A 16317-nucleotide genomic window follows, 5' to 3' on the forward strand; every position below is an offset into this window, starting at 1 on the left:
GCTCAGCCTGGGAACGAACCTCCCGAGGCTCTGCCTCCTACTATTTTAATTGCTAGAGGCAATTTTTTAAACTCGTTCCTAGGCTCAGCCTGGGAACGAATAGTCACGAACCAGTAGTTAGTAACGAGTAGAAAATATCTACCAAAAGTAGCCGTTTTCTACTACGGTTTTGTGCGCGTTTGTTTGATATTTTAGCAGATATTCGTGGGAAAGCGCTTCATGTTCGCGCAAATTTTCTACCTCTACTTTTCCGATTTCCGTATCCGTGGAAAGCAGAATCACCTGATGGGATGCTGAAGGGAAATATCGCTCGACTAAATTATGTCTGTGAGAGGAATCTAACCGCCCCAATGGGGTATCGATCGCCACGGGTAACTGGCGTCCCGAGACCCGCGCCAACCCCCAGAGAAATGCGATCGCCAACAGTTGCTTTTCCCCAGCAGAAAGCCGATGTTTGGGTACCGGTTTCCCTTCCATATCGAACAGAGAAAGGCTGAAGCTATGAGTATCAATGACCACCCGATTCACTAAATCCGATTTATGCAGCAAGTAGAGGAAGCATTCCGTTACTTCGCTTTCCAGTTTGTTCAGCTTTCTCAGGGTTAAGCGTTCCCGAAACACTTTCAGGGTTTCTTGCACTTTATTGGCAGATTGGATGATGTGTTCGTCATTTTGGCGATCGATATTCACTGCGCTGTATTCGGCGAGTTCTTTTTTCACCCCTTTGATGTTGCGTTCTAATTCATCATGGCGTCTTCTGCCAGTTTCATAGTTGGTTTTCGCATCCACCAGCGCCGCTTCCGTGTCGCGAACTGCTTGTTCCAATTGTTGGTAGATTTCTGGTGACGCCGCTGCGGCGAGTTGTCTTTCGGTAAAGGTAATCTCCTGTTCGATAGTTTTGCGTTTTTGCAGTTTTGTGAGGGTGTATTTGACGCGATCGCCTAGGTGGTGGCGCAGCAGATTGGCGATAATACTCAGGGTATCCTCATCCGCCGATAACCACAGGTCCTCCTCCGCCGCCAAATGACTGCTGAGGTCTTTATCTTCCTGTTCTAGAAAAAACTGAATTTTATCGATTTGTTCCGAGGTTAGATTGATTTCTGCCAGATAAGCAAGCAGGCGATCGCTGCGTTCCTTCACCACATCCCGCGAGATTTTCGCTTGTTGGTGTTTCGCTTCTTTTTCCCCTTGCAACAGCGCCTCCGCCAGCAAGGGTTGAATCATCACCAACGGTAACACCCCCGCCGCTAATTCTCCCAACTCCTCCCGCAAACTATCCAGTTGTTCTTGCAAGTTGCGCTTTTGCTTTTCTAGCTGTGTCCGTTCCGAGGCAATTTTCCCCCCTTCCGACACAAACTTATCCCACGCTTTCCGCTGGTTTTTTTCCGCATATTTGACCTTCCCTTGCAGCGCCCCTAAGTCCTGCTTCGCCGCCTCATATTCCTCCTGATATCTCGAGAGTCGTTCTTCGATTTCTTCCAAACTTTGGCGTTCGCTTTCATTCGCCAGTTTCTTGCGCTTGCGGCTGACTAAAATATCCAAATCTATCGACAACCGTTCCGCCAATTCTAACCCTAAAAGAGATTGAATCGCCTCGACAACCACAGGCGGCGGCGTTTCCTGTTCTGCCAATTCCTTTACCTGCTCCCCATCAAAAAGAAACAGATTAGAAATCCCTAATGGCAGCATGTTTTCAATGTATTCGTCCCAAGTATCCCGCAAATCTGTGCGCGGCCAATCCCCTTCCAAAACTCCCAATGTATCTTTCCCATCTTTAGGATTTTTATCCCAATAACGCACTACCCTCAACTCGAGAATTTGGTCATCTTCTACATGTTCAAAGACTAACTCAATGCGCGTATTTTCCATCGGCGGCTTGTTGCGGTTGACGCACTGAACCAAAAAGTCATTATAGCTCAAATTTCCTCGGGTGGAACATTGGGCGCGCTGACCATAAAGCGCAAGACGAATGGCATCCATCAGGGTGGTTTTTCCGCCGCCATTCATTCCGCCAAAGAGGATGATGGGGCGCAATTGGTCTTTGAATTGCGGACGCAGATCGATGACTTGTCGCCCCAGATAGGGACCAAAGTTTTGCAGTACGAGTTCGGTAAAAATCACGGTTCTTCCTCTGGTGGTTGGGTAATTACCCGTAGTAGAAGGACACGGCATAGTTACATTTGTTGCCACAAGTTCGGGTGCCGTTGCCCTGCCCCTTTCTGTTAAGTATTATTGCTCAGTTTGCCTGCTTGGCAATCGGTGTTACTCTTCCTCTGTTTGCTGTTTTTTGAATTTCATCCCCGCCCAAGTCAGTTGTTTGACTTTGTTCACATCTCCCTCATGGATTGCTTCTTTGATATTCCATTTTTGCTCCGCTTGGTCAATCGCTTCTTTTTTAGTTCGAGAACTGGTATTAAAGCATTTCTCTAGGGCTTCATAAATTCCTATCCGCCGCGATTTGTTGCGAAACTGATATTCTGTGCCCATTAATTTGGCCATCAATTCTAGCTGCATGGCATCTTCGCCACAGATTTCTTTCAACACTGCCCACTCATCACTTCCTAGCGATCGCGTATCTGCACCAGGACGAGAATCCTGAAAGGGTTCGCCTGTAACCTCTTCGTAAATCCTTGGCAAGCTATCATCAAATTCGTGTTTTTCTTCTAACCAAATGCGCCGAATTTCACTCAACTCATCTTGAGAAATCAATGTAATATCGCGCATGTCTTCTGGGGCTGTACGACGAACGATTGCTTCAGCTTCTAAGACTCTTGTAAGCCAATACTCTCGCCATTCCTTGGTGTAGGGTCCTGGAATTGGGTAGATTATTTTTTCTCCATCATTATCGCGTTCTAATAGTTCGACTTTTCCATAAATACGGCGAAAGTCTCGCTTATCGCGATCGTTCTCATCATCCAATTCATTCCGAATATCGAGCAGAGGCTGCATCCATTCTTTCTCCTCATCGTTATGGATCATCGCCTCCATCGATTTATCTTTATTCACCATAGTGCAAACCCAGCACCCAAAGCGAGAATCACCACAGCTAGGGGTAGAGGTATCAATTACCAGAGGACATTCGTTGTCTGCTGTTGCACCCCGATACATGCTGAATAACTCTTTATTGTTCTGTCCCCAAGGATTGGGAAACTGATTTAAGTAAATCCAAACTTCATCAGTGCGCCAATCTTCGATAGGAAGGTAAATTAAAGAATTCGGACGGCTAGGATTACTGTTGAGGCGATCGCGCACGCGCCACTCTCTATGTTTTGCCATGTTGGCTGCTCTCATGGCACTTTCAGCCTTACGAGTTCCTAAAATAAGAATCGCTTCACCGCTGGTTCTTATCATATCGCGGATAAAATAGTCAGCGGGTTTAATTTTCATACGTTCCGTACACCAACGAAAACGTTTTCTTGGTGCTGGATAGCCTTTACCAATTAAGCAAACCCAGAATGTATCCTTGACTGGTGGATAAGTTAAATGGGTTTCTATAGGCATTTCTTGCTCTTCAGCAGCAGTTTTCATTCGCTCTAAAGATTTCCGTACCCAAGCAGAAACAATGGGATTTTCTACCAGCGTGTCATTCGTAATCACATGAATTGTCTTGTTTCGTTTTTCCGGGGGCAAGGCAGCAATTGCATGCCAGATAAGCTGCAAGACTGTTGTACTGTCCTTTCCTCCACTCCAGCCCACAACAAACGGTACATTGTCTTGACAATATAGCTCTTGAATTTCTTCAGTTAACAGTTGAATGGCTTCAACTAATTCGGCAACGCTACGCTGGCCTTGCTTATTCTGTATTTGGTTTTCACTACTCATTTTTATCTCCTTCAAACTAAGGGATTTTCTAATTCTACCTCTTCCGGGGTTAGGGGCAAATTCAAATGCTTTTTCAGATAAGCCGTTAAGCGGCTAATGCAAGTTGCAGATTGAGAAATTCGACCCTGCAACTTCTCTATTGGAACGCGACCACTGGATTTTTCGCAAACCCTGGAGACGACTGGCCCAGTTTTCCGGGTCGATCGCCAGCAATAGGGCACCCACATGGGCTAATTGCCCGCAAGGCGATCGGGTGAGTGTGGACGTAATCTCGCCGCATTTCTCTGGCGCTCATTTGTCGCTCTCGCACCCGTTGCCAATCTGGAATATGGGCGCTGAGTGCGGTCGAGAAGTCCACTGCCCGTTGAATCTGTCCCTCGAGGGCTTCATCTCGATGGTTTTCTAAGAGAATCGCAGTGGCATGATAGAGATTGTTCAGCGTAAATAGTTTACCAGAAGTGGTGGGTAGGGTGCTGCGTTCGGTTTCGGTCAGGGCGCGGAAAACCTCTACCCGATCGCACACCGCTTTCACCAATATTGCACTCTCGTCGCGATGGTTGTAAAGCAGATTTAGGCAGGGATCCGGGCGCAGAGCATATTGATTTAAGTCCCGAAACATTTGCTGCAAGTGCTGCACTCCAATATCGAGAAAGAAAATTACGGCGATCGTCTCGTATCCCAGTTCGGGATTTTGCTCGCTCGCCAATTTTAAGGCGGCGCGTCGGTGTTCTCCGTCATTGATGATAAATCGGGCATCAATCGGCACGTGCAAGCGCCCCATTTTTCGCTTGTCCGCTTCAGACCCCATCGGTTCAAAGGTGATATCCGCATCGATGGATACGGCGATCGCCGACAGGGTGTAACTCGCGGGATTATTCAAAATATACCGGGCAATCTGAGCCGCGCGGCTGGGGTTGAGCGCCCGTCTGGAGACGGTTTCTGGCAGATGTTCTTCTTCATCCAAGGGCAGCAGTTTCGGCAGCAATTGCAGGGGGCACATGGAAACGTAGTATTCTCGACCTGCCTGAATTCCCCGGATGACGGGCAATACATATTCAAACGCGGGACTCACCATAATCACCCTGATTGGCTTAATTCTAAATGTGCTGGTTTTCGGTTGGATAGGGGCACCGAACCGGATTTCAATTGTCGAACTGCAGGGATATCACCCTTCTGGCAGTCTTCTCTTGAATGGGGTCTTGACAAAACTCGCTTTATGTGGTAATCAAACCCCAGGCAATCGGTTTCATTCAGTATGCCATAAAAATTTTTAAAAACCAACCAACTTTTTGAGTTTTTTTTGCGACAATTCTGCAGTTTGAGGAGATAACTACTAAATATAGAGTGTAAAAATACTGAACCCACCCTACATTTAGTTAATCAAACTGAAATTTTTAGAAAATTGATTTAGTTAATGAATTGCCAACCAAGTATTGTTAATTTGAAATATTTAAAGCATTGTTTAAATTGCATTAATTGCTAATTATCAATTCTAAATTTTTAATTCTAAATTCTCCTCGGGAACTTCGAATGGGGGGAAAATAGTGCAAAATAGATGTAAATCTCTCTTTCAACTCCCAATTTATGAAGCGCGAACCGAAAGCAAATAGCGACATTGCCAATAAAATCCTCGAACGGGAAAACCGCGATCGCGAAGCACTCGCCTTGTTGCTCGATCGGCATTTGGCGAGGAGCGATCGCCTGTTGGTGCAAAAAACCCAAATGGGGAATACCGAAGCATATATGGGGTCGGTCAGTTTAGAGTGGCTGGATAGTCGGGTGCGCTTCGCCTCGCAACTGCCCCTATTTTGCAACAAGTTTGACTCGAAAACCGATAACGTGGTGCGCGATCGCGAAACCATTGACGAGATTTTGCAGCGTCCCTTAGATTGGTCCCGACAGGCATCCCTAACCCTGTATCTCGTAGCGCGACCCACCCATAAATTTCCCGCCGTACTCGTGGTGCAAAGTCCCGCCTGGGTAGACGATCCCAACGCTTCCGAGTGGGATGAAAACGGGCGGGCACGCCAAGGAGCATCTGACTTCATCGCCTTAGATAAAGACAACAGCATCGGAGTGTTAGAAGTTTCCGAAAAAGTCTCCATTTACGCCCTCGACGGTCAGCATCGACTCATGGGAGTGCAGGGGTTGATGAACTTAATCAAAACCGGACGACTACAGCGCTACAACAAAACCAAAAAACCCGTAGGCGCGCCCATTACCCTCGACGACCTCAACGCAGAATATCAAATCAACGCCGCCGAATTGCAAAATTTAGCCTATGAAAAAATCGGCATCGAATTCATTCCCGCCGTATTAGAAGGAGAAACCCGGGAAGAAGCGCGGCGCAGAATCCGTTCGATTTTCGTTCACGTGAACTTAATGGCGGCTAACCTCAGTAAAGGACAACTCGCCTTACTAAATGAGGATAATGGATTCTCGATTATTGCGCGCCAAGTAGCGGTCAATCATCCCTTATTCCGAGACAAAAAGAACCGCAAGCCTCGGGTGAATTGGGATAGTGCTACAGTGGCGGCGAAGTCAACGGTTTTAACTACCCTACAGGCGCTTGCAGACATGTGCGATCGCTACTTAATCCACAAATTTCCCCACTGGAAACCGAGGAAAAACAAAAAAGGTTTAATTCCCCTGCGTCCGGAAGATGAGGAACTCGAAGAAGGCTTAGAAGCCGTTCGCGAATTGTTCGATTATTTAGCCAGCTTACTCAGCTACCAGAAACTCGAATCTGAGGCAGAAACCCCAGAAATGCGTCGCTTCAGTCACGAAAAAAATGGCGGCGAGGGCAATCTATTATTTCGTCCCGTGGGACAAATTGCCTTTGCTCAGGCGATGGGAATTTTAGTGTTTGAGAAAGGCTTTTCCCTGAAAAAGATATTTAAGAAATTGCAGCGATTTGATGTAGACGGTGGATTTAGCGGCATGGAATATCCCCAGTCACTTTGGTATGGGGTACTTTACGATCCAAATCGCAAGCGGGTTCTGGTTTCGGGACGAGATTTGGCGGCGAAGTTGCTCGTTTATCTCTTAGGGGGGATAAAGGATGATTTGGAACGGGCGGAACTTCGCAAGGCGTTGGCAGATGCGAGAACTATCGAGGAAAAAGCGGTGGGTTTTGATGGTAAATTCGTCTCCCCGAAGCAGGTGGGATTACCGCCGATTCTGTAACCCTAGGCAATCTGGAAAAATCAGATAAATTTTCACCAGGTTTATCGTCCTGTAGGCGCGGGTTCGCCGTGAAATATTGCCGTTTACCAATCCTATGCAGTCCGCAGGAATAGCTGTCAAAAGAATTAGTCCGCAATCTCCCTAAGTTGGCCAATCTGCGACTTGTAGAGACGCGATTAATCGCGTCTCTACCGATTGATTTTTTGCAGCGGAACCACCGGACATATAACCTCAATAAAAACGCCCTTAACGCTAGTTCAAAAGTTGAGAAATTTCCGTAAATCGAATTCTTCGCCATCCAGGGTTTTTTGCTGTTCTCGTTCCAGACTGAGCATCAATAAAATTCGCTCGGTATAGTCTACCGACCCGCGCAATTCTTCGCGCAAAGCCTCCAGTCCTCCATTGGCATATTCTTCAAAAATCTGGGCGCGTTCTTCTTCAATGGTGGCATCATTGGGAGAGAGAATTTTGGCCTGCTTATTTTCGGCGATCGCCAATAACTTAAAAAACAAATCGTATCCCCGCGACACGAATATATCCATCGAAATTGGAGCTGGGTCTCGTTTTGAAGTTTGTCCCAGGGGAACGCGCTTTTTCCGGTTAGCACCCAATGCAGCAGCAAACACCATAACATCGGCATAAGTGGGAAAAGGACCGGTATGTTTGTCCATGTTAGTTAAAGATTTAACTAACTCTGCCTTATCTTTAGCAATTTTAACTCTACAAGCACCCATTGGATCGATATCAAATTGGCAAACAGTGTCATAAATTTCCGGAAGCAATGCCCCCATTATATGGCATCCGGAGGACTAGCAATAAAGAAGAATTAGTCCACGTAGGCGGACGTGGCTTGGTTCGGCGCGATTTCAATCGCCCGCTTTTTGTTGGCCTTCGTCCGGACATCATATTATTCTATATTTACCACAAAAGGAGGCATTTGCAACCGATTCTGAGCGATCGCCAGAGATTCCCCACCTCACTATTCTTCAGAAGACACGGAATACACCGCCACATCATCCACAATAAATTCCGTGGACCACTCGCCATCGGTATTTCCCAGGGAGAAGAATAAATAATCCAAGTCCTGGAATTCCAATTCATAGGGTTTGTAGATGGCGGCGGCACTTTGGGACCCGGCGCGATAGGTGAGCAAGTCGCGAGGGGTCAAGTCGTCCACTCCCGGACTGGCATAATAGGCAATGGATCCATCGCGCTGGAACGCCATCCCCAGAGTCCACCACCCGCCGCGCGTATAAAGTTTATCTGTGGCTAACGCATCCTGACCTTCATTATTGGCGCGCACAGCAAACCGATATTGCGGGTTGCCATTACTGTCTTTTTCCAATACCATCCAGATTCCAGGCCAATAATTAATCGATTTGCCTTCTGTGTTACGTCCTGTGGCCCCGACGCGAAATCCGATGTGATACCCTTGGCGGTTTTCCCACTGGGCGATCGGGGGTACATAGATGCGCGTCACCACACTCATTCCCTCACCGAGGGGCAAATTTCGGATTCGTTTTCCGGGTACGATGTTGAGCAAATCATCTTGCTGTAGGGTTCCTTCGGTGAGGTTTGGGGTCCCGGAATCCTTCGTCTGCAGTCGCAGTGCATATCGACTTCCGGGTAAACCGCCCGAGGGGGTTCTCACCTGTTCCACCACGTCGGGATGCCCCCGGGTGGGTCCTTCTTGCCACCTGCCATTTGCGGAACTCCCGCGCGGGTTGTTCGCTGCTTGGATATTTTCCACCCACCCAGAACCGGGATTGTGGAATTGATTGTGGAGTTTGGGACTGTTGAAGTTGTACTCCCATCCGGGTTCCTCGAAGGTATCGCCAAATTCAGCTACTCGGGTACCGATACCAGGGGGCAAGTTGACGCTGGTGTTGCTGGAAAAGGCCAGCAATGCTAAAACTGAGGCTATGGCTCGAATTGTTATCATTTGCCGATATCATGGGTTTGGGACAACGGTTGCCTGAACTGACGGTTGTTAATCGGCAACGGTCTGCTGTTGAAGAAGGTTTTTTGCCCCCAGTTGTGCCCATTGCAACAGCTTTCTGGCAGGGTGGGGCTGCTGGTTGTTGAGGGAGAGTTCATCGGTTGTCCCTGGGTCTGTCACTCTTGGACGTTTAAGAGTTGAATTCGCCGATCGAATCCGCCTCGTTCTTCCCGGCGACGTTTTTGTTCGGCGATCGCCGCTTGGGGCGAAATCTGATAGGCTTGCATTAAGGCGTCGATTACTTCATACACATCGGCCAATTCTGTCACCAGTTCCGCTTCAGTAGCTTCGGCGGCTTCCGTGGCTTCTTCGATGAGTTTCTGGCGTAATGCTTGCCGATATTCGGCTTCTGATAGGGTGACGGTTTCGCAGGTTTTGTTATGTTGCCGAATTATCTCGGGAATGCGATCGCGCACCAATTTTTGATAGCGTTTCCCCACAGTTATCCTCCAGTTAAGGTTCATGTTGTCTTTTCCCAGAATAACCGCGATCGGTCTAATTTTCCACCCCTTACTCCCACTTCTGGCATCCGGTAGACACTTCTTTTGATTTTACCATATAATCCCTTTGATTAATATTGTTTTTTTAAAAATTTATGTTTTGCATTTTCCACCCCTTATGATTTTCAATAGCCAATCAGTTTTTCTCGATAAATATCAATTTTAGGGTGAGCATCGCCCACCCTAAAAAACTATTTAGTTATCCGAGGCAAATCGAGCGATTAATTCCTCCCGAGATAGAGTAGACAATTGCAACATCACGCTGGTCAATTCATCGGTGGGTAATGCCAATAAGGGGTCTACAATGGTGGCCAGTTCTGCATCTAATTCTCCAAAGCGACCGCGCAGCAAATTTTCCACAAACTGACGCTGTGCGCGCTGTTCTCCTTCGCGAATTCCGCGCTGTTCTCCTTCCAGAAGTCCTCGGCGTTCTCCTTCGCGAAGTCCGCGCTGTTCTCCTTCGCGGATAGCTTGCAGGCGATCGCGTTCGTAAAGTGGTGCTAATCTCATAATTAACTCCCGGTCTTCCTCATCCGTATTTTGAGTGACTTGTAAATTTCTTTGCAAGTTGTAAAGCATTTTCAAAGCCATTGACCGAAAGGGATTTTCTTCTGGAAGTGCTTCCAGTTCGTCAATCGCTTGTTGTTGTACCCTTCCTCGTCCGAGTATTCGCAACCAGAGGGTATCTGGAGTTCGGGGTAATTGATGAATGGCAACGATCGCCGTTCGCAGATAGTCGCCCATCGGATAAACTCCCGGCACTCCATTGTCCTCTAGTATAGCTCGAAATCCCGACAATAGCCCCTGGGATGCAGTGGGTGTCAGAATCCATAGTTTCGGTAACTCTTCCTCTGCTAGGGGGCGTTTGTTGCAGTTTGCTTCCCGCTTGTATGCGCCGCGAACGGCTAGCAATTTTAACAAACAGTTACAGGTTTCGTCCGGGGTAGCGGGATTGCGAAACGGCTCAAAAATCGAGCGAGATTGGGCAAAATTTCCTAAGATACCTAACTGGGTTAAATTCGGGAGAGACTCCGGGGCGGGGTCGAACCAAACATCTATTTCTCTGACTTCTCCTGCGACTCGGGTGCTTTGACTTCCCCGTAGCGCCCTAACAGTTCCTCTAGGTAATCTTTGGAAAATTGGTCATAAATAAATCGAGTCATCGAACGGTTATGATTGATGATTTTATTATCTCATAAAATTGAATAAAATTAAACGAAATTAATTCATTTAATTTTATCAACCAAAAGTAGGAATTATTTGGCACATATCCTAGGGTAGAGGCGGAGCGTTTGATGGGGCATTTCTAGGCAGTAGCCTGGGAACGAGTTAACGAATTAATTCAGGTAATTTTGTTATGAATGATAGCGTTGGGGGTGGGCGGTGCCCACCCCACGGAGGCTAAGGAAGGGAGAGATACACGGGGGTGGGGGTGGGGAGAGATGGGAGATTAAAACGCATATTCTACCTCCATAATTACCGTGTATTCAAACTCATTTGGACTGCGCCGGACTAAGGGATAGCGCGCGCCTTTTAATTCAATCCAATCCTCTTCGCAATCGGGTTTGGGAGAATTATAAACCAGCACGTATTCCTTACCGATGCAGTGATTCATTTCTTGGGCGACTTCGCCGCGCCATTGGGTTTTCGTGACTAAGACAATCAACTGATTGGCTAAACCGGGAATAATTTTAGCAATTTGGCGGCGATAAATTTCGTCCAAACTGCCAAAGGGAGAATCCATTACAATCGGAAAGGTGCTGCTATCGGGTCCCATGAGGGTATTTTTTTTACTCCACTGGCGTACCCCGTCGATAATTCCGCCAATAAAGGATAAACTGAGGATTTGGTTTTCGCCGGTGGAGGCGGCGACGGGGGTTTCGAGACCGCTGGTATTTTCCACTAGTATTAACTCGTATTTGTCATTGAGTTTGGGGAAATAGGGAGTGAAAGAAATCTCGGAGAAAATTTCCTGGACGCGCTGCTCGAGTTTGGAGCGAAACTGGGTTTCCAGGCGAGATTTAACTTCGCTGAGACGGTCGATCGCCTCTTGAGTAGCGGCGATGCGTCTTTGGACTAAATTTTGTCGATACTCGTTCATTTGTTGCTTGTCCACTTGTTTGCCCAATCGGTTTATTTTGGTCTTGAGACTGTCAATTTGGGTTTGATTGGAGCCAGATTCTCGGTGGAGTTCGCTAATTTGGCGCTCGATGTCATCTAAGCGATTTTGCAATTCCTGAATATTCTCATTAGGAGAATTCCGCAGTTTACTTTTGATTTCGTCTAACTGGGTTTCCACTGCCGAGATTTCGGTGCGAATTTCCTCGATTTTGACTTGCAGGCGGTCGATTTCTTGCCAAAAGTCGGGGATTTGTTTAACGATTTCATCCACTTGAGCGCTCATGCGGATGGCGCTTTCTTGGATATCGGCGATACCGGCTTTATCTATCCACGATCGCACCTGTTGGTGGGCGTGAGACCCGTCAGTGAGGGTTGTACCGCAAATACACTGCTGGCGATCGAGCAGTTGGGCGACAAATTGGCGAGTAATTCCGCTGGGTAATTCCCCCCGCTGGCGCAAATTCTCCACAACTTGGCGAAATTCTGTGGTAATATTGGAAAGCAGAACCGTATAACCTCGGGTAGAGATGGCGCGTTTCAACTCATCTTTGGCTTGTTTTAACTGTTCGCGCTGGGACTGGCGTTGGGTTTCGAGTTGGGCGCGACGGTTTTGCAATTCTGCAGCGCCGCCGAGTTCGAGCAAGCGATCGCTAATCGCTTTTTTCCGTTGCCCTTGCGCTTCTATCTCTTTGGCAATTTCCTCTTGGCGCTTTATCAACCCCTGGCGTTCTTGTTCCCGCTTGCTTTTTTCTTTCAGCAGCTTTTGCGTTTCCGGATTGCCAATTGCCCTCAAATCGGTTTCTAGGGATTTGCGCGCTTCTCCCAAATGGCGAATCGAGCGATTTAACACTTCCAATCCGAGCAATTTTTTCGTCGCTTCGGCAATTTCTGCTTTCTTTTCATAGCGCACAATATGCTCGATGCGCTCTCCATCAAAAAAGAAATACTGATGCAAACTCTCCGGTAAAATTCGCCCGACAATTTCAGTGGGGTGTTGCGGCGGTGGGGGTGGGGTCCAGCGCCCGTCATCTGCGGCAATCATCATATACAATTCACTGTCGCCATAGGAGATTCCCTCATCAGAATTGTAGGCGCGGATGATTCGTTTCGCTTGATAGCGCTTGCGATCGTGTTCGAATATCACCTCCCCCCAACAAGCGACGGGAGTATTCGGTTTTGCTTCGCTGATAGCGCGTTTACTCACCAGTTGGTCTTCCGCTGCAAAGGCGGCGGAGAATTTCTCGTAAAGCACCCAGGTAAAGGCATTCATCAGAGTGGTTTTCCCCGCGCCGTTGTTCCCGTGAATAATCGTAGTATTGCGATCGCCTTGCGCTAACAACAGCTTGGGGGTTTTGCCATAAAATTGGCGAAAATTAAACAGTTGAATTGAGATTAACTTCATTGGATGGCTTCCTTAACGATATTGAGGATATCATCGTTGATATTACGCGGAATTTTCATATAAAGTTTATCTTTCTCCGCCTGCAAGACGCGCTCGATAATTTGGCGCACTTCGGTTGGCGCACTGGTTATCGGTTCTTGCACGTCCCTGAGATCCACGGAATCGGTATTATAGGAGGAAGAATCGTTCTCGGCGAGGATGCTCGTTTTTGCCGAAATCGAACCGCCATCATATTCCAATCTCAGGGGCAAGTTGGGTTCGGGTACGCTGGTGCTGTACATTGTTTAGTCCTCCGCTATCGACTAGGCAGGCGTTTGCTAAAATTTTAGCGGGTTGTGGGGTTCTTGGCGATACCCCCGGGAGAGAATTGCCCCTTTATACGGTTCTCCCGGGTTGGCGGAACTATCACAGTGCTAACAATCCGTATCGCCGCTGAATGTCTAAGAGTTGCACCCGCGCTTCCCCGGCATTATCGGCTAAGTCGGCAAATTCCACAAAGCGCTGTAGTTCTTTTCGCAGCAGGTTGCGTTCGATTTCTAAGGTGTCCCCAGAAAAGTGCGGCGGAACCACGATCGCATCGAATAAGGTGGCGCGTTGTTTGTTCGGATGCGGGCGCAAAATTCGTCCCCGACGCTGGATGAATTGGCGCGGGTTGCGGGTACTGGCTAAAATTACGGCGGTTTGGATGGCGGGGATATCTACTCCTTCATCCAAACAGCGAATCGCAACTAATCCTTGCAATTCTCCGCTTTCAAATTGTCGCCGCAATCGTTCTCGGGTGGCGAGGGGAGTGGTGGCGGTGTAGGTGTTCACCCGATAGCCCAATTCGGTTCCGAGAATCCGCGAAACTGCTTCGATTTGGTGGTCTTGCGATCGCGATCGCTCCCCGGTTCCATCCCCACAATAAAACAACGTATGGCTGGTATGTCGCCGATTTTCCATCACCTGGCGCAAGGCGGATAATTTATTCTGCGCTGCGCCAATTAATCTCGCCCTTTGCATCAATAATGCTTTCAAATTATCGTTTTCTTCTTCGTTTTCTCCATCCATCAAAGCCCAGCCAATTCGTTTCGTGAGCTTGGCATAGGTAAAGCTTTCGATTTCGGTTAAGTTGACTAACATCGGATAGTAAAGATAGGATACCAGCGCCCCGGCGCGAATCGCATCCCCCAGGGTGAGTTCCGGAGGAATAATTTCCCCAAAATAGTCGATAAGGCAGTGAGTGCCGGTTTCGTCAAAATAGCGCTCGGGGGTGGCGGATAAGCCTAGGCGCAAGCCAATGTTTCGCGGTAAACCTTCTTCCAAACGCGGCGCACCGAGGTGATGCACTTCGTCTCCGATAATTAAGGTTTTTTCCGGAAAGTAGCGCAGTTGCGATTGGAATCCCTCACCGATAAAGGTGGCATTGGTGGCAATAATTGTGAGAAAACGGTGGGGGAAGCGGCGCACGTTGTAAAGCTGAGTAGAGAGTTCGCTCTGCCAGTTGTGTAAGTTCTCGAAGGCTAACAGCGGGCGCAAGCCAAATCTCTCGCATTCTCGCCCCCACTGACTGACCAGATGGCGATACGGGCAGATGACTAACAAGACCTGTAGCTCGATTTTGCGGTATAATTCGGTGGCGATCGCCAGTGCGGTGATGGTTTTGCCACTCCCGGTGGCCATTTTTAGGGTCCCGCGCCCCTGATGGGCAAACCAACTGGCTACCGCTTCTTTTTGATAGGGTCGCAAAACCAACTGCGTGGGGAAAACGGGCACTCCCCCACCAGATACTTTGATTGGCGCAGATGCACGGATTTCCATAACTTCGGCGTTGGGAAAACAACCCTTATTTTACCCCGATTGGGGATGGGGAAGGGGAAAACCACCAGAAGGCGCGCCCCTCGGTTTTGCCTATTCGGTTTTGTCTTTCGAGTGCGGATACTTCACCCGCGTCAATCCATTCTGACCTCGCAGGCGATTGAATTCTACATCGATCGCCTCTGTAGGGGAGACCTTGCGCTTGCCCGTTTTCCCCTGCTGTGAGGATTTCTGGCTTTTTCTCCTGCGCCGCCGCTGCTGTGCCCATGCTTCGTAGCGGTACAACAATACCGCCACCGCAAACCACACTCCGCCAATGATATCTGCGAATCGCTCACCCAAAGCGCGCCCCAGTTGTCGGGTTTGTTCCAGACTCATGTGTGGGGAGAATCGAGAGAGAATTGCGCCCCATACAGGAAAAGTCAATCCGCACGCGATCGCCAACCCTACCAGAGCAACAATGATGGCATTTATCCCTTCCCGATAGCACACTGGCTGCAGTTTCCACTTGTTCCCCACTCGCCCGGATTTTTCCCCCACTTTCCCGCGCAGAATTTCCAGGAATTGCCAACTATAGGCGACGATAAAAAATAATATCAAAATCGGCAGGGGAATGAGGAGGAGAATGATAGCAGGGTGAATTGTCCCCGCCAGAATCAGAGCGTAAAATACAATCACCCAGGAAAGATAGCCCGTTGCTCCTAACGCGAACAGGAGAAACGTAGCTCGCAAAATCGAGAGTATCCATGTCATTTGCACCACCTTGTTGACTTTGCCGCTTTTCAATCCGAACCGCCCCCAGGGCACCCCCACCCCCACTGGGGTTCGTGATTGCTGATAGTTTACACCGGTTTTCATCAAGCTCAAGCTCCTCAAAGCAGGCGATTGAAATCCCGCCGATACAGAGCAATCCTGCGCCGACGCCGACTATTTGTCCCTTGAAAACCCACTGAAAATATCCTCCAAGCCCTCTAGTCCTCGAAAGAGCTAACCAGGACTTATCCAGCACCTTCATTGGTAGGGTGGGCAACAAGTTGCCCACCTACAGGTAGTGCTGAAAATCTCCTGAAAGCCCTCTAGTCCTTGCAAGAGCTAACTTGTCAGGTTCAAATTGCCGGAGTTACTGAACATATCTTCCAAGCCCTCTAGTCCTCTTTAGAGGACTTTAGCTATCAGCCAGGGACTAAAGTCCCTGGCTGGTGTTGCCTCCTGCCCATCGCGTAAAGAACTGTAACAAATTCTGACAATCCCTCCCAAAGGGTTGACATTTTCTAGGTTTTATGGTAAAAATCGAAGCGGTATCTACGAGGATTGAGGGGGATAGGGTTCTCGGTGACGGAGTGGGTGTTTTCCGTCCCTGTCGAGTTCCGAAATCCCGCGATAAAATAAAGGAAAGCTTTCAATAAAATGGTATCAGCACCCCGCTCTAAAGAGACGGGGCTTCTAGCCCCTGACTTTAGGTAGCTGACCAGCCTAAGCCCTACGAGGGC

13 protein-coding genes are annotated in these 16317 nt (G+C 48.3%); 1 reads left to right on the plus strand and 12 read right to left on the minus strand.

The window, feature by feature from the left end:
* Positions 1 to 138: 138 nt before the first annotated feature.
* The 3 genes from dndD to dndB form a co-directional block, all read right to left on the minus strand.
* Positions 139 to 2121 (minus strand): DNA sulfur modification protein DndD, encoded by a 1983-nt coding sequence (gene dndD, locus LKK83_RS08590; RefSeq protein WP_324630657.1) that lies wholly within the window; start codon positions 2119 to 2121, stop codon positions 139 to 141.
* Between the two features lie 141 nt (positions 2122 to 2262).
* Positions 2263 to 3822, minus strand: coding sequence for a DNA phosphorothioation system sulfurtransferase DndC (gene dndC / locus LKK83_RS08595; RefSeq protein WP_324630658.1), 1560 nt, complete (start codon positions 3820 to 3822; stop codon positions 2263 to 2265).
* 136 nt (positions 3823 to 3958) lie between these two features.
* Positions 3959 to 4897, minus strand: coding sequence for a DNA sulfur modification protein DndB (gene dndB / locus LKK83_RS08600; protein WP_324630659.1), 939 nt, complete (start codon positions 4895 to 4897; stop codon positions 3959 to 3961).
* 509 nt (positions 4898 to 5406) lie between these two features.
* On the opposite strand from dndB, the gene LKK83_RS08605 reads away from it, so the two are divergent.
* Positions 5407 to 7008: a DGQHR domain-containing protein gene (locus tag LKK83_RS08605; RefSeq protein ID WP_324630660.1), complete on the plus strand. Its 1602-nt coding sequence runs from the start codon at positions 5407 to 5409 to the stop codon at positions 7006 to 7008.
* A 257-nt stretch (positions 7009 to 7265) separates the two neighbouring features.
* Here LKK83_RS08605 and LKK83_RS08610 read toward each other — a convergent pair whose 3' ends face one another.
* The 9 genes from LKK83_RS08610 to LKK83_RS08650 form a co-directional block, all read right to left on the minus strand.
* Positions 7266 to 7742 (minus strand): DNA phosphorothioation-associated protein 4, encoded by a 477-nt coding sequence (locus LKK83_RS08610; RefSeq protein WP_324630661.1) that lies wholly within the window; start codon positions 7740 to 7742, stop codon positions 7266 to 7268.
* Positions 7743 to 7987: 245 nt separating this feature from the next.
* Positions 7988 to 8950 (minus strand): hypothetical protein, encoded by a 963-nt coding sequence (locus LKK83_RS08615; protein ID WP_324630662.1) that lies wholly within the window; start codon positions 8948 to 8950, stop codon positions 7988 to 7990.
* On the minus strand, positions 8947 to 9105 hold the full coding sequence (locus LKK83_RS08620; protein WP_324630663.1) for a hypothetical protein: 159 nt from the start codon (positions 9103 to 9105) through the stop codon (positions 8947 to 8949). Before LKK83_RS08620 ends, LKK83_RS08615 begins: the two co-directional genes overlap by 4 nt.
* Before the next feature lie 18 nt (positions 9106 to 9123).
* Positions 9124 to 9471 carry a nucleoside triphosphate pyrophosphohydrolase gene (locus tag LKK83_RS08625; RefSeq protein WP_324630664.1) on the minus strand — a complete coding sequence of 116 codons (348 nt, stop codon included), beginning with the start codon at positions 9469 to 9471 and terminating at the stop codon, positions 9124 to 9126.
* A 231-nt stretch (positions 9472 to 9702) separates the two neighbouring features.
* Complete coding sequence (locus LKK83_RS08630) at positions 9703 to 10428, minus strand: hypothetical protein (RefSeq protein WP_324630666.1); 726 nt, start codon at positions 10426 to 10428, stop codon at positions 9703 to 9705.
* Between the two features lie 529 nt (positions 10429 to 10957).
* Positions 10958 to 13030, minus strand: coding sequence for an AAA family ATPase (locus LKK83_RS08635; RefSeq protein ID WP_324630667.1), 2073 nt, complete (start codon positions 13028 to 13030; stop codon positions 10958 to 10960).
* The gene (locus LKK83_RS08640) at positions 13027 to 13311 is read right to left on the minus strand and encodes a hypothetical protein (RefSeq protein ID WP_324630668.1); all 285 of its coding nucleotides are present in this window, start codon (positions 13309 to 13311) and stop codon (positions 13027 to 13029) included. Before LKK83_RS08640 ends, LKK83_RS08635 begins: the two co-directional genes overlap by 4 nt.
* Before the next feature lie 124 nt (positions 13312 to 13435).
* Positions 13436 to 14830: a DNA phosphorothioation system restriction enzyme gene (locus LKK83_RS08645; RefSeq protein WP_324630670.1), complete on the minus strand. Its 1395-nt coding sequence runs from the start codon at positions 14828 to 14830 to the stop codon at positions 13436 to 13438.
* A gap of 90 nt (positions 14831 to 14920) precedes the next feature.
* Positions 14921 to 15685, minus strand: a complete 765-nt coding sequence (locus tag LKK83_RS08650) for a hypothetical protein (RefSeq protein WP_324630671.1) — start codon at positions 15683 to 15685, stop codon at positions 14921 to 14923.
* Between the last annotated feature and the right edge of the window lie 632 nt (positions 15686 to 16317).

This window comes from Phormidium sp. CCY1219 (assembly GCF_035615515.1).
Classification (GTDB): Bacteria; Cyanobacteriota; Cyanobacteriia; order Cyanobacteriales; family Laspinemataceae; genus CCY1219.